15 protein-coding genes and 1 riboswitch are annotated in these 15,524 nt (G+C 72.8%); of the genes, 7 read left to right on the top strand and 8 right to left on the bottom strand.

What is annotated here, in order from left to right; translation table 11 throughout:
• Positions 1-5: 5 nt before the first annotated feature.
• Together FB470_RS18350 and FB470_RS18345 are read left to right on the top strand one after the other, a co-directional pair.
• A complete protein-coding gene (locus tag FB470_RS18350) occupies positions 6-644 on the top strand; it encodes an HNH endonuclease family protein (protein WP_306993142.1) in 639 nt (212 codons plus the stop codon).
• 34 nt (positions 645-678) lie between these two features.
• On the top strand, positions 679-1,680 hold the full coding sequence (locus FB470_RS18345; protein ID WP_306993140.1) for a MerR family transcriptional regulator: 1,002 nt from the start codon (positions 679-681) through the stop codon (positions 1,678-1,680).
• Here FB470_RS18345 and FB470_RS18340 read toward each other — a convergent pair.
• On the bottom strand, positions 1,568-2,782 hold the full coding sequence (locus tag FB470_RS18340; RefSeq protein ID WP_306993138.1) for a cation:proton antiporter: 1,215 nt from the start codon (positions 2,780-2,782) through the stop codon (positions 1,568-1,570). The two genes, FB470_RS18345 and FB470_RS18340, sit on opposite strands and share 113 nt — an antisense overlap.
• Before the next feature lie 69 nt (positions 2,783-2,851).
• A complete protein-coding gene (locus FB470_RS18335; RefSeq protein ID WP_306993136.1) occupies positions 2,852-3,166 on the bottom strand; it encodes a hypothetical protein in 315 nt (104 codons plus the stop codon).
• Between the two features lie 153 nt (positions 3,167-3,319).
• Here FB470_RS18335 and FB470_RS18330 point away from each other — a divergent pair, with 153 nt between their 5' ends.
• The gene (locus FB470_RS18330) at positions 3,320-4,540 is read left to right on the top strand and encodes a Bcr/CflA family multidrug efflux MFS transporter (RefSeq protein WP_306993134.1); all 1,221 of its coding nucleotides are present in this window, start codon (positions 3,320-3,322) and stop codon (positions 4,538-4,540) included.
• 116 nt (positions 4,541-4,656) lie between these two features.
• Here the strand turns inward: FB470_RS18330 and FB470_RS18325 are convergent, their stop codons facing one another.
• On the bottom strand, positions 4,657-5,994 hold the full coding sequence (locus FB470_RS18325; RefSeq protein WP_306993132.1) for an FAD-dependent oxidoreductase: 1,338 nt from the start codon (positions 5,992-5,994) through the stop codon (positions 4,657-4,659).
• 43 nt (positions 5,995-6,037) lie between these two features.
• Positions 6,038-7,258 carry an NAD(P)/FAD-dependent oxidoreductase gene (locus FB470_RS18320; protein WP_306993130.1) on the bottom strand — a complete coding sequence of 407 codons (1,221 nt, stop codon included), beginning with the start codon at positions 7,256-7,258 and terminating at the stop codon, positions 6,038-6,040.
• Positions 7,259-7,389: 131 nt separating this feature from the next.
• Between FB470_RS18320 and FB470_RS18315 the strand changes: the two genes are divergently transcribed.
• Positions 7,390-7,590: a hypothetical protein gene (locus FB470_RS18315; RefSeq protein ID WP_017984299.1), complete on the top strand. Its 201-nt coding sequence runs from the start codon at positions 7,390-7,392 to the stop codon at positions 7,588-7,590.
• A 1-nt stretch (position 7,591) separates the two neighbouring features.
• Here the strand turns inward: FB470_RS18315 and FB470_RS18310 are convergent, their stop codons facing one another.
• The gene (locus FB470_RS18310) at positions 7,592-8,596 is read right to left on the bottom strand and encodes a glycoside hydrolase family 172 protein (RefSeq protein WP_306993126.1); all 1,005 of its coding nucleotides are present in this window, start codon (positions 8,594-8,596) and stop codon (positions 7,592-7,594) included.
• 59 nt (positions 8,597-8,655) lie between these two features.
• Between FB470_RS18310 and FB470_RS18305 the strand changes: the two genes are divergently transcribed.
• From FB470_RS18305 to FB470_RS18295, 3 genes are read left to right on the top strand one after another with little or no spacing between them, the layout of a single operon-like run.
• Positions 8,656-9,477, top strand: a complete 822-nt coding sequence (locus FB470_RS18305) for an ABC transporter ATP-binding protein (protein WP_306993125.1) — start codon at positions 8,656-8,658, stop codon at positions 9,475-9,477.
• An 11-nt stretch (positions 9,478-9,488) separates the two neighbouring features.
• Positions 9,489-10,145 (top strand): O-methyltransferase, encoded by a 657-nt coding sequence (locus FB470_RS18300; RefSeq protein WP_306993123.1) that lies wholly within the window; start codon positions 9,489-9,491, stop codon positions 10,143-10,145.
• Positions 10,142-10,528 carry an NUDIX hydrolase gene (locus FB470_RS18295; RefSeq protein ID WP_306993121.1) on the top strand — a complete coding sequence of 129 codons (387 nt, stop codon included), beginning with the start codon at positions 10,142-10,144 and terminating at the stop codon, positions 10,526-10,528. The genes FB470_RS18300 and FB470_RS18295 overlap by 4 nt, the downstream gene beginning before the upstream one ends.
• Positions 10,529-10,578: 50 nt before the next feature.
• Here the strand turns inward: FB470_RS18295 and gcvT are convergent, their stop codons facing one another.
• From gcvT to FB470_RS18280, 3 genes are all read right to left on the bottom strand, one after another.
• A complete protein-coding gene (gcvT, locus tag FB470_RS18290) occupies positions 10,579-11,655 on the bottom strand; it encodes a glycine cleavage system aminomethyltransferase GcvT (protein WP_370876493.1) in 1,077 nt (358 codons plus the stop codon).
• 2 nt (positions 11,656-11,657) lie between these two features.
• On the bottom strand, positions 11,658-14,480 hold the full coding sequence (gene gcvP, locus FB470_RS18285; protein ID WP_306993119.1) for an aminomethyl-transferring glycine dehydrogenase: 2,823 nt from the start codon (positions 14,478-14,480) through the stop codon (positions 11,658-11,660).
• Between the two features lie 122 nt (positions 14,481-14,602).
• Positions 14,603-14,694, bottom strand: a riboswitch (glycine riboswitch).
• A 33-nt stretch (positions 14,695-14,727) separates the two neighbouring features.
• Positions 14,728-15,492, bottom strand: a complete 765-nt coding sequence (locus FB470_RS18280; RefSeq protein ID WP_306993117.1) for a 3-oxoacyl-ACP reductase — start codon at positions 15,490-15,492, stop codon at positions 14,728-14,730.
• Between the last annotated feature and the right edge of the window lie 32 nt (positions 15,493-15,524).

Genomic DNA, 15,524 nt, shown 5'->3' with positions numbered 1-15,524 from the left:
GGCGCGTGAAGGTGCGGATGTGGTTGCCGTTGGTCGTCGTGGTGGCGATCGCGGCGCTGGTGGTGGTGTGGCGGTCGGGCGAGGTGGCCCCGTCGAAGGCGAACCCGGGGACCGATCCCGGCGTGGCCCGGCAGCAGCTGGCCGAGCTGGCGGTCAAGCCGCGGGGCACGCTCAACGGGTACTCGCGGGAGAAGTACCCGCACTGGGACACGGTCGAGGGCGCCTGCAACACGCGCGAGGAGGTCCTCAAGCGCGCGGGCACGAACGTGGTGGTGGGCAAGGACTGCGCACCGACCTCGGGCACCTGGGTGAGCCCCTACGACGGGGCGACGTGGACCAGCCCGTCCGATGTGGACATCGACCACATGGTGCCGCTCGCGCAGAGCTGGGTCAGCGGCGCCTCGGCGTGGACCCAGGCGCAGCGCGAGGCGTTCGCCAACGACCTGGAGCGCCCGCAGCTGTGGGCGGTGACCGACAACGTCAACCAGTCCAAGAGCGACAAGGCGCCGGACGAGTGGAAGCCGCCGCTGGAGTCGTTCTGGTGCACCTACGCCACCGACTGGATCGCGGTGAAGCACTACTACCAGCTCTCCGTGACGACCGCGGAGCAGGCGGCCCTGAACGACATGCTGAACCACTGTTGACCGATCGGCGAGGCGGCGGCACAGAATCGGCACCATGCTGACCATCAGCGCGTTCGCCCGCCGCTGTGGGCTCACGCCCAGCGCACTGCGGTTCTACGACGACTGCGGGGTTCTCCCGCCCGCCCGCGTCGACGACGTCACGGGCTACCGCTACTACCGCGAGGACCAGGTCGGCCGGGCCGTCCGGCTGCGGGAGCTGCGCGCGGCGGGCCTCCCGCTGGCGCAGGTCACCACCGTGCTCGACGGCCCGCCGGAGGACGCGCGGGCCGTCCTGGAGGCCCACCGGCGACGGCTGCGGGAGGACTTCGACGCCGCGTCGCGCGCGGTCGGCCGGTTGCTGCCGGGGCCGGTGCGCCTGGCCGGCCTCGACCTGGCGAGCGCGATCCGGCAGGTCACCCCCACCGCGGGCGCGCCGGTGGACTTCGTCCTGATCGAGGCCGACGGCGACGAGGTCCGCCTCGTCGCCACCGACCGATACCGCCTCGCGCTGCGGGTCCTGCGCCCGCGGCACCCGGGCACGGGGCGGTTCGTGGTGCCCGCACCGAACCTGGCCGCGCTCGGCCCGTGGGCGGCGCGCCACGACGAGGTGACCCTCGCCGAGGGCGCCCTCCACGCGGACGGCGACTCCCGGCCGCTGGACCTGCTGAACGTGGAGTTCCCGGCCTACCGCGCCGTGCTCGACGCGTTGCCCGCCCCGCGGCACCGGGTCGTCGTCGACCGCGCCGCACTGCGGGACGCCCTGCCGGAGTCCGGCCCGGTCGAACTCGTCGTGAGCGCGGACCGGCTGACGGTCGGCGGCGCCGCCCTCCCCGCGATCGGCAACGGGCCGCTGCGCATCGGCTTCGACCCCGCCGTGCTGGGCGCCGCGCTGGAGGCGAGCGTCGGACCCGACGTCCTCCTCGAATTCGCCGGTCCGGCGGACGTCACGCGCGTTCGCTCTGCCGATCAGGGGTCGTTCGAGACGCTGGTGATGCCCGTGCCACTCGCAGCAGCCGGGCCAGGTTCTCCGACCGCAGCACCGCGAGCGGGCCGATGATCGCCAGCAGCAGCACGTAGCCCGCGACGAACGGCGCGACCCGCGGGTCCAGGCCGGCCGCGGTCGCGAGGGTGGCCAGGACCAGCGAGAACTCGCCGCGGGTGAGGACGGTCAGCCCGATGTCCACCCCGGCCTGCCCGTCGAACGAGTGCAGTTTCGCCGCGACGGCGCCGGCGGCGAAGTTGAGCACGATCGTCAGCGCGACGGCGATCAGCACCGGCACCACGACCGTGCCGACCGCGCCCGGGTCGATGCTCAGCCCGAAGATGAAGAAGAACAACGCGCCGAACGCGTCGCGAAGCGGGAGCACCAGCTTGTGGATGCGCGGCGCGACCTTCGACCCGCCGAGCATCATGCCGACCATGAACGCGCCGATCGCGTCGGAGACACCCAGCTCCTCGGCGATCGCGGCGCCCAGCACCGCGACACCGACGAAGCACACGGTCAGCAGCTCGTCGTCGGCCGACCCGAACAGCTTCGACACCACCCGTCCGCCCCAGCGGGCCATTGCGGCCAGAGCCAGCAGGAAGCCGAGCGCCTTGCCGAAGTCGGCGAGCGCGGGCCACAACGATCCGGCGCCGGAGAGCACCGGCTGCAGCAGCGCCAGGTAGAGCGCGAGGAACAGGTCCTCGATCACGATGATGCCCATGACCAGGCGCGATTCCGGGCGCCGCATCCGGCCGGTTTCAACGAGCAGTTTCGTCACGATGGCCGACGACGAGATCCCGATCGCGCCCGCGATCACCAGCGCTTCACTGGTGCCCCAGCCGAGCAGGAACCCCAACGCGATCCCGCCGCCGATGTTGAGCGCGAGGTAGACCAGGCCGGAGAGCACGAGCTTGCGGCCGCCTCGGGCCAGGTCGTCGAGCGAGAACTCCAGGCCGAGGTAGAAGAGCAGGAAGACCAGGCCGAGCCCGGCGAGCACGCTCAGCTCACCGGGGTCGTGGACCAGTGACAGGCCGGGTGTGTTGGGGCCGAAGATGAACCCGGCCAGCATGAACAGGGGAATCGTGGGCAGCCCGATCCGGGCGCCGGCTCTGGCCAGCACGCCGGCGGCGAGGAAGGCGCCGCCGACGGCGAGCAGGGCGTGTCCGGTGTGCATGGGTGTGTCCCTCCAGGGCAGGGCGAAGCGCACCGCGGCGAGGCGGTGTGCTGGACGAGTCCGGGGCGGTTACCTGGAGGGCGGCGCGCGGGCGCCGACGGTGGTGCCCGGGTCGCGGGAGGTGGCGGGACCTTCGGCGGGCGGCGGGGTCCGGACGGGACCGGCCGGCGGGTCGGCGACCGCGGCGGGCGGCAGGTCGGCGGCCGGCAACGCCGTGACCGTCGCGTGCGGCAACGGCTCGGCCGCGAGCGCGGCGACGCCGCCGGTGAGGTGCGGGTGGACGGTCTCGGTGGTCGGCGTGGTGAGGCTGAGCAGCAACAGCACCAGCACGGCGAGGCTGCGGACGGACCGGTGCCGGGAAGTGGTCCCCAGCTTCCGCCGCACACTTCTCCCCTCGACGCGGGCCGGTGTCCACTGTACCAGACAATTTTGTCCACAATGGACAGCCTGGGATGCGCGGTTCCGCTCACCCCGGGAATGCGCGTCCGGGGACCGTTGTTGCGTCGGCGGGATGGTTTCACGCGTGGAGGAGGCGGTGTGAGCACGGCAGCGGTGACGGCGACGGCGAAGACCGGACGGACACCCGGAACCCTGCGGTACGCGCTCATCCTCGGCGGGCTGTCGGCGTTCGCGCCGCTGTCGATCGACATGTACCTGCCCGCGCTCCCCCGGATGGCCGCTGACCTGCACAGCTCGGCGCCGACGCTGCAGCTCACGCTGACCGCGTTCGTCATCGGGCTGGCCGTGGGGCAGCTGATCGCCGGGCCGCTGTCGGACTCGCTCGGCCGCCGCCGTCCGCTGCTCGCCGGGCTCGCGCTGTACGCCGTGGCGTCGGTGCTGTGCGCGGTGACCCCGTCGGCCGAGCTGCTCATCGCGGGGCGGTGCGTGCAGGCGCTGGGCGCGGCGGCCGGGATCGTGATCGCGCGGGCGTGCGTGCGCGACCTGTTCAGCGGCTCGGCCATGACGAAGTTCTTCTCGATGTTGATGCTGGTCAGCGGGCTGGCGCCGATCCTGGCGCCGGTGGTCGGCGGCCAGGTGCTGCGGCTGACGTCGTGGCGCGGGGTGTTCGTGGTGCTGGCCGTGTTCGGCGCGGTGTTGCTGATCGCGGCCGCGGTGGCGTTGCCCGAGACGCTGCCGGCGGAGCGGCGGCGGCCGGCCCGGATCGGTGCCACCCTGCGCGGCTACGCGGGCCTGCTGCGGGACCGGTCGTTCCTCGGCTACTCGGCCTCGGCCGGGCTGGTGTTCGCCGGGTTGTTCGCCTACATCTCGGCGTCGTCGTTCGTGCTGCAGGGCGTCTACGGGCTCAGCCCGCAGGAGTACAGCCTGGTGTTCGGCGCGAACGGGCTGGGGATCGTGATCGCCGGGCAGGTCAACGGGCGGATCGTGGGCCGGGTGCGGGAACGGGCACTGCTGACGGCCGGGCTGTGCGCCTCGGCGGCCGGCGGGGCCGGTGTGCTGCTGGCCGCGCTGACCGGTGTGCCGCTGGGGGTGCTGCTGGTGCCGCTGCTGGTGATGGTGTCGAGCATCGGGCTGGTCATGCCGAACGCGTCGTCCCTGGCGCTGGCCGAGCACCCGCACCACGCCGGGTCGGCGTCCGCGCTGCTCGGGGTGATGCAGTTCGTGGTCGGCGGGCTGGCCACGCCGCTGGTCGGCATCGGCGGCGACACGAGCGCCGTGCCGATGGGCGCGGTGATGACCTCGTTCGCGGTGGTGGCGCTGCTGACGTTCGCCACGTTGACCCGCCGGCGGGCGGCTTAGCGCGCGCCCGGGCCGTCGGCCGCGGTGTCGTGCGGTTTCCGCCGCGAGCGCCGCGTCCACCCGCGCCGCGTCCACCCGCGCGTGGGCACCGGCAAGGAGACCGTGAAGATCCGGGCTCAGCCCACGACCTCGGCGAGGCGGGCCAGCAGTTCGTCGCGCGGCGGGCCGGGTGACGGCGGCGGCCCCAGCTCCCCGAGGATCCGTTCGATCCGGGCGTGCAGGCCGGGGTCGTCGTCGAACACCGCGACCCGGTCCAGCAGCCCGATCCGCCGGAGGGTGCGCCTGAGCACCACGTCGTCGTGCGGCGCCGCGGCCAGTGCACCGGCGAACGAGAACAGCGGATAACTGCCGTCCCGCCGCGACGGGTCCACCGGTTCGCCGCGCCACCGCGCCGAGCGGTCCGCGTCCATCGCGCAGGCGAGGGCGTGCCGTTCGCGCGACTCCGGGCCGGCGTTCGCGTGGTAGCACTCGGCGAGCGCGTCCGGCGCCTCCACCGCGGCCTGCGCCAGTGCCTGCGCGTGCACCAGGGCGAAGGACAACCCGTAGGCGAAGGCCGGATCGGTGTGGCAGAAGGCGTCCCCGACCGCGATCAGCGCCGCCGCCCGAGTCCGGTCGACGTTCCGCAGCCCGCCCATCGGCATCACGTCCGTGATCGGCAGGGCGAAGTCCGGCGCGGTCATCACGTTCAACGGCGTGATCGCCGCGCACGCGGCCAGCCACGCCGCGTCGTACCGCAGCACGCGCAGCTCCCGGTCCGCGGCCGGCGCGAGCACGATCACCGCGAGCGTGCGGTTGTCCCCGCGGAACGTGTTGAACCCGAGGTAACCCAGGTCGCCGCGCGGGTTGAGCACCGGCGCGTCCAGGTAGTCCACGCCGGGTTCGAGGCGGAAGTAGCGGCAGTAGTAGACCGCGCCGCAGTCGGTCGGCTCGCCACCGGCCTCGGGCCACCCCGGCGGACGGCGGTAGCGGCCGAGCGCGTCGACCACGACGTCGCCGGGCACCGGGTTGCCGTCGGCCACCACGAGACCGTCCTCGGTCAGACCGTCCACCCGGGACCCACCGCGCAGCTCGACCGACGGCTCCCCCGCGACCACGCGCCGCAGCGCCCACTCGATGAGCGGCCGCCGCGCCCACAGGTAGACCAGGTCCTCGTCGCCGGGCTCGCGCGGGCCGTGCAGCTTCTCCGCCAGGTCCTGGGGCGCCGCGCCGGCCTCGGTGAGCAGGTCGAGGACGTCCGGCGCCCACTCGGCGAGCAGCCTCCGCCCGCGGGGCAGGAACGCGTGCGGCTGGAAGTAGTGCGGGATGCCACGGCGGTCCACCGCGAACGCGCTCTGCGGAGGTCCGGCGGGGTCGGGCGCGTCCCGCTCCAGCACGACGACATCCTGGCCCGCCCGGGCCAGGGCGAGCGCCGAAGCCAGTCCCGCGACGCCGCCACCGGCGACGACGAACCTCATCGGGGGACGGTAGCTCCGCGTCGTGGTGGGGACAACCGCGCAGTCACCCGAGTGACGCCAGGTCTCCTTCGCGCAGTTGTTGCGGCGTCACCTGCGCGTCGCCGTCGACGAGGGCTTGGAGGGCGTCGCCGTCGTCCCACATGTTCACGTTCATCGCGGCCATCACCCGGCCCTCCCGGAGCCAGAACGCGGTGAACTCGCGTTTGGCCAGGTCGCCGCGCACGACCAGCTCGTCGCTACCCGGGTCGGCCAGTCCGCGGTACTCGCAGCCCAGGTCGTACTGGTCGGTGAAGAAGTACGGGCGGCGCGTGTACTGCTCGTGCCCGCCCGCCAGGTTGGCCGCGACGTGCGTGCCCTGGTTCTTCGCGTTCGCCCAGTGCTCGACGCGGACGCGGCGCCCGTAGCGGGGGTGGAACTGCGCCGCGATGTCGCCCGCCGCGTACACGTCCGGCGCGGACGTGCGCAGCGCGGCGTCCACCGCCACCCCGCCCTCGTCCGACAGCTCCAGGCCGGCCGCGTGCGCCAGCCCGACCCGCGGCGCCGCGCCGACCGCGACCAGCACCACGTCCGCGGGCAGCTCGGTCCCGTCGGCCAGCCGCACCCCGGTGACCCCGCCCGGGCCGCCGGTGACGCGCTCGATCCCGCTGCCCAGCTTCCACCGCACGCCGTGCTCGGTGTGCAGGTCGGCGAACACCCGGCTGATCTCCGGGCCGAGCGCCCACAGCGGACCGGGCAGCAGGTCGGCCATCGTGACGTCGGCGCCGTGGTGACGGGCCGCCGCGGCGGCCTCCGTCCCGATCCAGCCCGTGCCGATCACCACCACGCGCGGCGAACCGGAGAACGCCGACCGCAGCGCGAGCGCGTCGTCCAGGGTGCGCAGCGTGTAGACGCCGGGCAGGTCCACCCCCGGCACGGGCAACGTGCGCGGGTGCGAACCGGTCGCCAGCAACAGCCGGTCGTACTCGTGCCGCTCGCCGCGCGCGTCGAGCACCGCTTTCGAGCCGAGTTCGATGCGGGACGCGCTGGTGCCGGACCGCAGGTCGACGTCGTGCTCGCGCCAGAAACCGGCGTCGCGCACCCAGTCCGGCTCGTCCGCCTCGCCCAGCAGGATCTTCTTCGACAGCGGCGGCAGCTCGTAGGGCGGGTGCGCCTCGGCGCCGAGCACCGTCACCGCACCGTCGAAGCCGTTCTCCCGCAGCGCGGCGGCGGCCGAGGCACCGGCCAGGCCGGCGCCGATGATCAGGATCCGTTTCGGCTCGGGCATCAGCCACTCCATCCGTGTGATCGGGGTCACCTGACGCTACTGCGGACATTTTTTTCGCGCCAGCGCGTCACGCGGCGACCGCCCGGGAGTCCCTCTGTCACCTGCACCTCAACCGAAGGAAGGCGACGGACGTGGCGGCTCGAGACGAATGGTCGATCAGCTGCCGGGACCTGGCCGGCAGGCGACGAGACCTGACGGTGTTCGTGAGCAGCGGGCGGGTGGTCCTCGTGGCACCGCCCGGCGAAGCCGCGGTGCTCGAACCACTCGACGTCGGCCGGCTGCGCGCGGCACTGCGCGACGCCGTGGTCGTGGTGGGCGAACGGTCCCAGTAGGTCACTCCAGATCCGCGACGGCCGCGGCGACGTCCACCGGCGGCACCGGCTGGGCGTTCTCGCACACCGTGAACGCGGCCGCGCAGTAGTCGTCGACCCGTTCGACGAGCCCGCCCCGGTCGGCCCCGATCTGCTGCAGCGTCACCCGCAGATCGGTGCTGAACATGACCGGGTCCGGCACGTGCCACCGGTAGAAGCCGACGAACTTCGGGATCGGCCCCCGCCCCGGCACCTCCAGCGGCGCACCCGCGTAGAGGCCGGCGTGCGGGCCCATCCCCCACGCCGAGCCGACGTAGTCCTCCAGTCCGGTGCCGCAGATCGTGGGGAGCTCGCGGTCGCCGTCGCGGTAGATCTTGACCTCGCCCTCGCCGTACCACTGGCCGCCGTCGATCGGCCGCACCCCGCCGACCCAGCCCAGGAACCGGCCTGGCCCGCGCAACCCCTCGGTGACCACGAAATCCCGCCTCGACACCGTCGGGTTCTCGCGCCGGAAGCCGACGTGCAGCCGCCCGGCCCCGGACTCGCCGAGCGTGTAGTCGATCTGGAAGTACAGGACGATCGGGTCGGGATTGCCGTTGACCAGGTCGACGTGGACGCGCTCGCCGAAGGCGATCGGGATGTAGCTGTTGAACCCGCGCGCCTCGGGCATGCTGGTCAGCGCGCTGGAGTAGGCGACCGGGCGGCCGTGCGGCGAGCCGAAGAAGTCCACGCACGGCACCGAGATGCTGGGGTAGGACAGGCCGCCGTAGCGGACCTCGAGGTAGACCGAGCGCATCCGCACCGGTTTGTCCGGCGGGAACGTCATCCAGATGTGCCGGATCGTGCCGGGGCCGGCCAGGTCCGCGAGGGTGACGCGCTGGCCGCCCTCGATCACCCGGCTGGGGGCGCCCTTGCGACCGCCGCCGGCCCGGCCACCCGCGCCGCGCTCACCGGTCGGGTTCTCGAACGTGACGGCCCGCGAGTCGAGCACGGGCGTGACCCTGGTCAGATCCGTGACGTCGAACACCCTGCCAAGGTAAGCACGGTCCTTACCGATCGCCAGACTTGTAGGTTAGCCTAACCTGTATGGCCCAGACCGTTGATCTCGTCGCCGAGCCGACCACGGGTACCCGACTGCACGGGGACGGTCTGACGTTGGGTTACGACGGACGGGTCGTCGCCGAAGATCTCTCGGTCACCATCCCCGACCAGTCGTTCACCGTCATCGTCGGTCCGAACGCGTGCGGCAAGTCGACGCTGCTGCGGGCGCTGAGCCGGCTGCTCAAGCCGCGGCGGGGCACGGTCTACCTGGACGGCGAGGTCATCACGTCGCTGCCGGCCAAACACGTCGCGCGCAAGCTGGGCCTGCTGCCGCAGAGCTCCATCGCGCCGGACGGCATCACGGTCGCCGACCTGGTCTCCCGCGGCCGGTACCCGCACCAGCGGCTGCTGCGCCAGTGGTCGCGCGAGGACGCCGAGGTGGTCGAGCGGTCGATGGCCGCGACCGGGGTCACCGAGCTGGCCGACCGGATGGTCGACGAGCTGTCCGGCGGGCAGCGGCAGCGCGTGTGGCTGGCGATGGCGCTCGCGCAGGAGACCGAGCTGCTCCTGCTCGACGAGCCGACGACGTTCCTGGACATCGCGCACCAGATGGACATCCTCGACCTGTGCGCGCAACTGCACGCCGAGCAGGGCCGCACCCTGGTCGCCGTGCTGCACGACCTCAACCACGCGGCCCGCTACGCCACCCACCTGATCGCCATGCGCGGCGGCGAGGTGCTGGCGACGGGCACGCCGGAGGAGGTCGTCACCGCCGAACGCGTCGAGGAGATCTTCGACCTGCCGTGTTCGGTCATCCCCGACCCGGAGACCGGCACTCCGTTGGTGATCCCCAAGGCACGCAGGTAGTTTCGGCTCTTGTGAGCCAGGACGTGTGGAACAGGGTCGACGACTACATCAACGCCACGTTCGTGCCGTCCGACCGGGCGCTCGACGACGCGCTGGCCGCGATCGCCGACGCGGGCCTGCCGCAGATCTCGGTGTCGCCGGCGCAGGGCAAACTGCTGCACCTGCTGGCCCGCATGCACGGCGCCCGGTCGATCCTCGAGATCGGGACGCTCGGCGGGTACAGCACGATCTGGCTGGCCCGGGCCCTGCCGCCGGACGGGCGGCTGGTGACGCTCGAGGCGAGCCGCAAGCACGCGCAGGTGGCCGAGAGCAACCTCGACGCCGCCGGCTTCGGCGAGATCGTCGAGGTGAAGGTCGGGCCGGCGCTGGACACGCTCCCGACGCTCGACGGCCCGTTCGACCTGGTGTTCGTCGACGCCGACAAGGTCAACAACCCGCAGTACTTCCGCTGGGGGCTGCGGCTGGCGCGACCCGGTTCGGTGATCATCGTGGACAACGTGGTGCGCGACGGCGCGGTCGCGGATCCGGGGACTTCCGATCCGGCTGTCGTGGCGACCCGGGAGATGCACGAGCTGATCGCCGCGGAGCCGCGGGTCGAGGCGACGACCGTGCAGACCGTGGGCGCCAAGGGGTACGACGGCTTCACGCTGGCGCTGGTGACGTCGTGATCGACAAGGTGGCCTGGCTGCGAGTGGAGGGTGGCCGGGTCCTCGCGGCGCGCTCGCACGGCAAGACGGCGTGGTACCTGCCTGGCGGGAAGCGGGAGCCGGGCGAGAGCGATGTGCAGACGCTCGTGCGTGAAGTCGCCGAAGAGCTGGCCGTCGCGCTCGACCCGGAGACGGCGGAGCCGGCCGGCGTGTTCGAAGCACCAGCCGACGGGCGCGCCGACGTGGTGCGGATGACCTGCTACACGGCCGAGTACCGCGGCGTGCTGACGCCGTCCGCCGAGGTGGCCGAGGTGGCCTGGCTGGGGTACGCGGACCGGGAGCGGGGGTCCCGGGCCTTTCAGCTCGTGCTCGACTCGCTGCACTCTGCGGGGCAGGTTTCCTAGCGGCTGCGCGGCCTCGGCGCGGGTGGGCCCTCCCGCGCCGAGGCCGGACCTCAGCCGCGCTGGTAGAACGGCAGCGCGACCACCTCGACCGGCTCCACCCGGCCGCGGATGTCGACCGCCAGCTCCGTACCCGGCTCGCTCAGCGCGACCGGCACGTAGGCCATCGCCACCGGGTAGCCGAGCGTCGGCGACAGCGCGCCGCTGGTCACCTCGCCCACCGGCTGGTCACCGGAGAGCACGCGGTACCCGTGCCGCGGCGCGCGTCGTCCGCCGCCGCGCAACCCGACCAGCACCTCGGACGGCTCCTGCCGCCCCTCGAGCCCCGCCTTGCCCACGAAGTCCGGCTTGTCGAACTTGACCACGCGCCCCAGGTTCGCCTCGAACGGCGACCGCTCGGTGGACAACTCGTTGCCGTACAACGGCATCCCGGCCTCCAGCCGCAGCGTGTCGCGGCACGCGAGACCGGCCGGCACCAGCCCGTGCGGCTGCCCGGCGTCGGTCAGCAGGTGCCACACCTCAGCCGCTTCACCGGCCGGCAGGTACAGCTCGAAGCCGTCCTCACCGGTGTAGCCGGTGCGGGCGAGCAGCACCTCGTGACCCTTCACGGTCGCCGGCATGCTCGCGTAGTACTTGAGGCCCGCCAGGTCCGCGTCGGTGACCGCGCCGACCACGTCGACCGCCTTCGGGCCCTGCACCGCGATCAGCGCGACGTCGGCCGAGCGGTCGGTGACCCGCGCGTCGAACCCGGACGCCCGCGAGGTCAGCTCGGCCGCGACCGTGGGCGCGTTGCCCGCGTTGGCCACCACCAGGTACTTCTCGTCCTCGAGCCGGTAGACGACCAGGTCGTCGACCACCCCGCCCTCGGGCGTGCACATCATCGAATACCGCGCGCGGCCCGGCTTGACCGCGGACAGCTTGCCGACCAGCGCGAAGTCGAGCGCGTCGGCCGCCCGCGGCCCGGACACCTCGATCTCGCCCATGTGGGAGAGGTCGAACAGCCCGGCCGCCTCGCGCACCGCGCGGTGCTCGGCCAGCTCGCTGCCGTACCGCACCGGCATCTCCCAGCCGGCGAAGTCGGTGAACAGCGCGCCCAGTCCCTTGTGGACGGAGTGCAGTGCGGTGCGCATGGTCAGCTCCCGTAGGCTTCGATGGACGGGCACGAGCAGACGAGGTTGCGGTCGCCGTGCGCGCCGTCGATGCGGCGGACCGGGGACCAGTACTTGTTCTTCGGCGAAACCCCCGCGGGGAAGACCGCGGTCTGGCGGTCGTAGGGCAGGTCCCAGTCGGCGGTGAGCATCTCCGCGGTGTGCGGTGCGTTGCGCAGCGGGCTCTGCTCGACCGGCCAGACACCGTCGGCGACCTCTTCGATCTCGCGCCGGATGGCGATCATGGCGTCGCAGAACCGGTCCAGCTCGCCGACGTCCTCGCTCTCGGTCGGCTCGACCATGAGCGTCCCGGCGACCGGGAACGACATCGTGGGCGCGTGGAACCCGTAGTCCACCAGGCGCTTGGCGACGTCGTCGACCGTCACGCCGGTGCGCTTGGTCAGCGCGCGCAGGTCGAGGATGCACTCGTGCGCGACCCGCCCGTTGCGCCCGGTGTAGAGCACCGGGTAGTGCGGGGACAGCCGCGCGGCGACGTAGTTCGCCGCGAGCACGGCGACCTTGGTGGCGCTCGTCAGCCCCGCGCCGCCCATCATGCGGATGTAGGCCCACGAGATCGGCAGGATCGACGCCGACCCGAAGGGCGCCGCGGAGATCGGGCCGACCCCGCTCGCCGGGCCCGCACCGTCGAGCAGCGGGTGGTTGGGCAGGTACGGCGCGAGGTGCGCGCGCACCGCGACCGGGCCGACGCCGGGGCCGCCACCGCCGTGCGGGATGCAGAACGTCTTGTGCAGGTTCAGGTGCGACACGTCGCCGCCGAACTCGCCCGGCTTGGCCAGGCCCAGCAGCGCGTTGAGGTTCGCCCCGTCCACGTAGACCTGACCACCGGCCTCGTGCACGATGCGGGCGATCTCGCCGATGCCCTCCTCGTAAACGCCATGCGTCGACGGGTAGGTCACCATGATCGCGGACAGCGTGTCCCGGTGGGCGTCGACCTTGGACTTCAGGTCGTCGAGGTCCACGTCACCGTCGTCATTGCAGGCGACCACGACCACGCGCATCCCGGCCAGCACGGCGGACGCGGCGTTGGTGCCGTGCGCCGACGACGGGATCAGGCACACGTCGCGCTCCGGCCGGCCGTTGGCCCGGTGGTAGGCGCGGATGGCCAGCAGGCCGGCCAGCTCACCCTGGCTGCCCGCGTTGGGCTGCAGCGACACCTCGTCGTACCCGGTGACCTCGGCGAGCCAGCCGCACAGCTGGTCGATCAGCTCGCGGTAGCCCGCCGCGTCCTCGGCCGGGGCGAACGGGTGCAGGCCCGCGAACTCCGGCCAGCTGATCGGCTCCATCTCGGCGGTCGCGTTGAGCTTCATGGTGCAGGAGCCGAGCGGGATCATGCCGCGGTCCAGCGCGTAGTCCTGATCGGACAGCATGCGCAGGTAGCGCAGCATCGCCGTTTCGGAGCGGTGGGTGTGGTACACCTCGTGCGTCAGGAACTCGCTGGTCCGCGCGAGCCCGGTGGGCAGCGCGGTCGCGTCGCCGGCGATGCCCGGCCGGACGTCGAAGGCCCGCAGCACCCGGTCCACGATGTCCACAGTGGTCACCTCGTCGCAGGCGATCCGCACGTGGTCGTCGTCCACCCGGCCCAGGTTGATGCCCGACTCGCGGGCGGCGGCGACCACCGCGGCCGCGCGGCCCGGCACCCGGGTGAGCACGGTGTCGAAGAAGCCCTCGTGCACGACTTCGACGCCCGCCGACCGCAGCGCGCCGGCGAGCCCGGCGGCCAGGCCGTGGACCCGCTGCGCGATCTCCGTGAGCCCCTCGGGCCCGTGGTAGACGGCGTACATCGCGGCCAGCACGGCGGGCAGCACCTGCGCGGTGCAGATGTTCGAGGTCGCCTTCTCGCGACGGATGTGCTGCTCGCGGGTCTGCAGCGCGAGCCGGTAGGCGGTGTTGCCGTCCGCGTCGACCGAGACGCCGACCAGGCGGCCGGGCAGCGACCGCTCCAGGCCCTTGCGCACCGCGAGGTACCCGGCGTGCGGGCCGCCGTAGCCGAGCGGCACGCCGAAGCGCTGGGTGGTGCCGGCCGCGATGTCGGCGCCGAACTCCCCCGGCGCGGTGACCAGCGTCAGCGCCAGCAGGTCGGCGGCCACGGTGTAGAGCGCGCCCGCGTCCTTGGCGACCGTGCCGATCGCCTCGTAGAAGCCCCGGCCGCGCAGCACGCCGGACGCGCCGGGGTACTGCACGACGACGCCGAAGAAGTCCTCGGGCAGCCCGGTGCCCAGGTCGCGCACGTCGACCTCGATGCCGACCGCCTCGGCCCGCGTCCGCACCACCGCGATGGTCTGCGGCAGGCACTCGGCGTCCAGGACGACGCGCGACGACTTCGCCTTCGACACGCGGCGCATGAGCAGGACGGCCTCGGCGACCGCGGTGGACTCGTCGAGCAGGGAGGCGTTGGCGATGTCCAGGCCGGCCAGGCCGGACACCATGGTCTGGAAGTTGAGCAGCGCCTCGAGCCGCCCCTGCGAGATCTCCGGCTGGTACGGCGTGTACGCGGTGTACCAGGCCGGGTTCTCCAGCACGTTGCGGCGGATGACCGGCGGGGTGACGGTGTCGCTGAAGCCCAGGCCGATCATCTGCGTCATCCGGCGGTTCTTCGCGGCGAGCGCCCGCAGCTCGGCGGTCGCCTCCTGCTCGGAGGCCGGGGGCAGGTCCAGCGCACCCGTGGTGCGGATGGACGCCGGGACGGCGGCCTCGACCAGGGCGTCCAGGCTCCCGTACCCGCACTCGGCGAGCATCTTGGCCTGTTCGTGCTCGGAAGGTCCGATGTGACGATCGGCGAAGGACATCGGGAGCTCCTCATCTACGGGTGCGGGAACTCCCCCTCTGTCATCGGCACCTGAGAGTTTCACCGCGCTCGCGGCTTTCACCTTGGGTGAGGCGCGATGCGCGCCTGCTTTCCAGAGTGGCCTGGCGCGGAGCGGTAACTGGTACCTGAGAGATTGACGGGGAAGTTGCTCCTTCGGTGCCCCAGTGACCTGGGGACTCTCCCGCTCCGGCTCGTGACGGCCTGGTGTTCAGTTGTCCGGCTTCAGTCTACAGCGGGGTAACGTACGCGCCCGAGATACCGCCGTCCACCAGGAACTGCGACGCCGTGATGAACGACGCATCGTCGCTGGCCAGGAACGCCACGGCGGCGGCGATCTCCTCCGGTTCGGCGAACCGGCCCAGGGGCACGTGCACCAGACGGCGGGCGGCGCGCTCCGGGTCCTCGGCGAACAGCTCGCGCAACAGCGGGGTGTTCACCGGTCCGGGGCACAGGGCGTTCACCCGGATCCCCTCGCGGGCGAACTGCACGCCCAGCTCACGGGTCATCGCCAGGACCCCGCCCTTGGACGCCGTGTAGGAGATCTGCGAGGTCGCCGCACCCATCACGGCGACGAACGACGCGGTGTTGACGATCGAGCCCCGGCCCTGCCGCCGCATGTGCGGGATGGCGTACTTGCAGCACAGGTACACCGAGGTCAGGTTGACCTGCTGGACCCGCTGCCACGCGTCGATGCCGGTGGTCAGGATCGAGTCGTCCTCCGGGGGCGAGATCCCGGCGTTGTTGAACGCGACGTCGAGCGAGCCGAAGCGGTCGACGGTGGTCGCGAACAGGGCCTCGACCTGCTCCTCGCTGGTCACATCCGTGGCGATGAACTCGCCACCGACCTCGTCCGCCGCGGCCTTGCCCGCCTCGGCGTCGACGTCGGCGACCACCACCGTGGCGCCCTCGGTCGCCAGGCGGCGCGCGGTCGCCAGGCCGATCCCGCTGCCGCCGCCGGTGATGACCACGACCCGGCCGTCGAACCGCCGCATCCCTGTACCTCCGTGCTCCTCGGGCGGGCCGG

The organism is Amycolatopsis thermophila (assembly GCF_030814215.1).
In the GTDB taxonomy this organism is placed as follows: Bacteria; Actinomycetota; Actinomycetes; order Mycobacteriales; family Pseudonocardiaceae; genus Amycolatopsis_E; species Amycolatopsis_E thermophila.
This window is presented reverse-complemented; position numbering and strand designations above follow the sequence as displayed.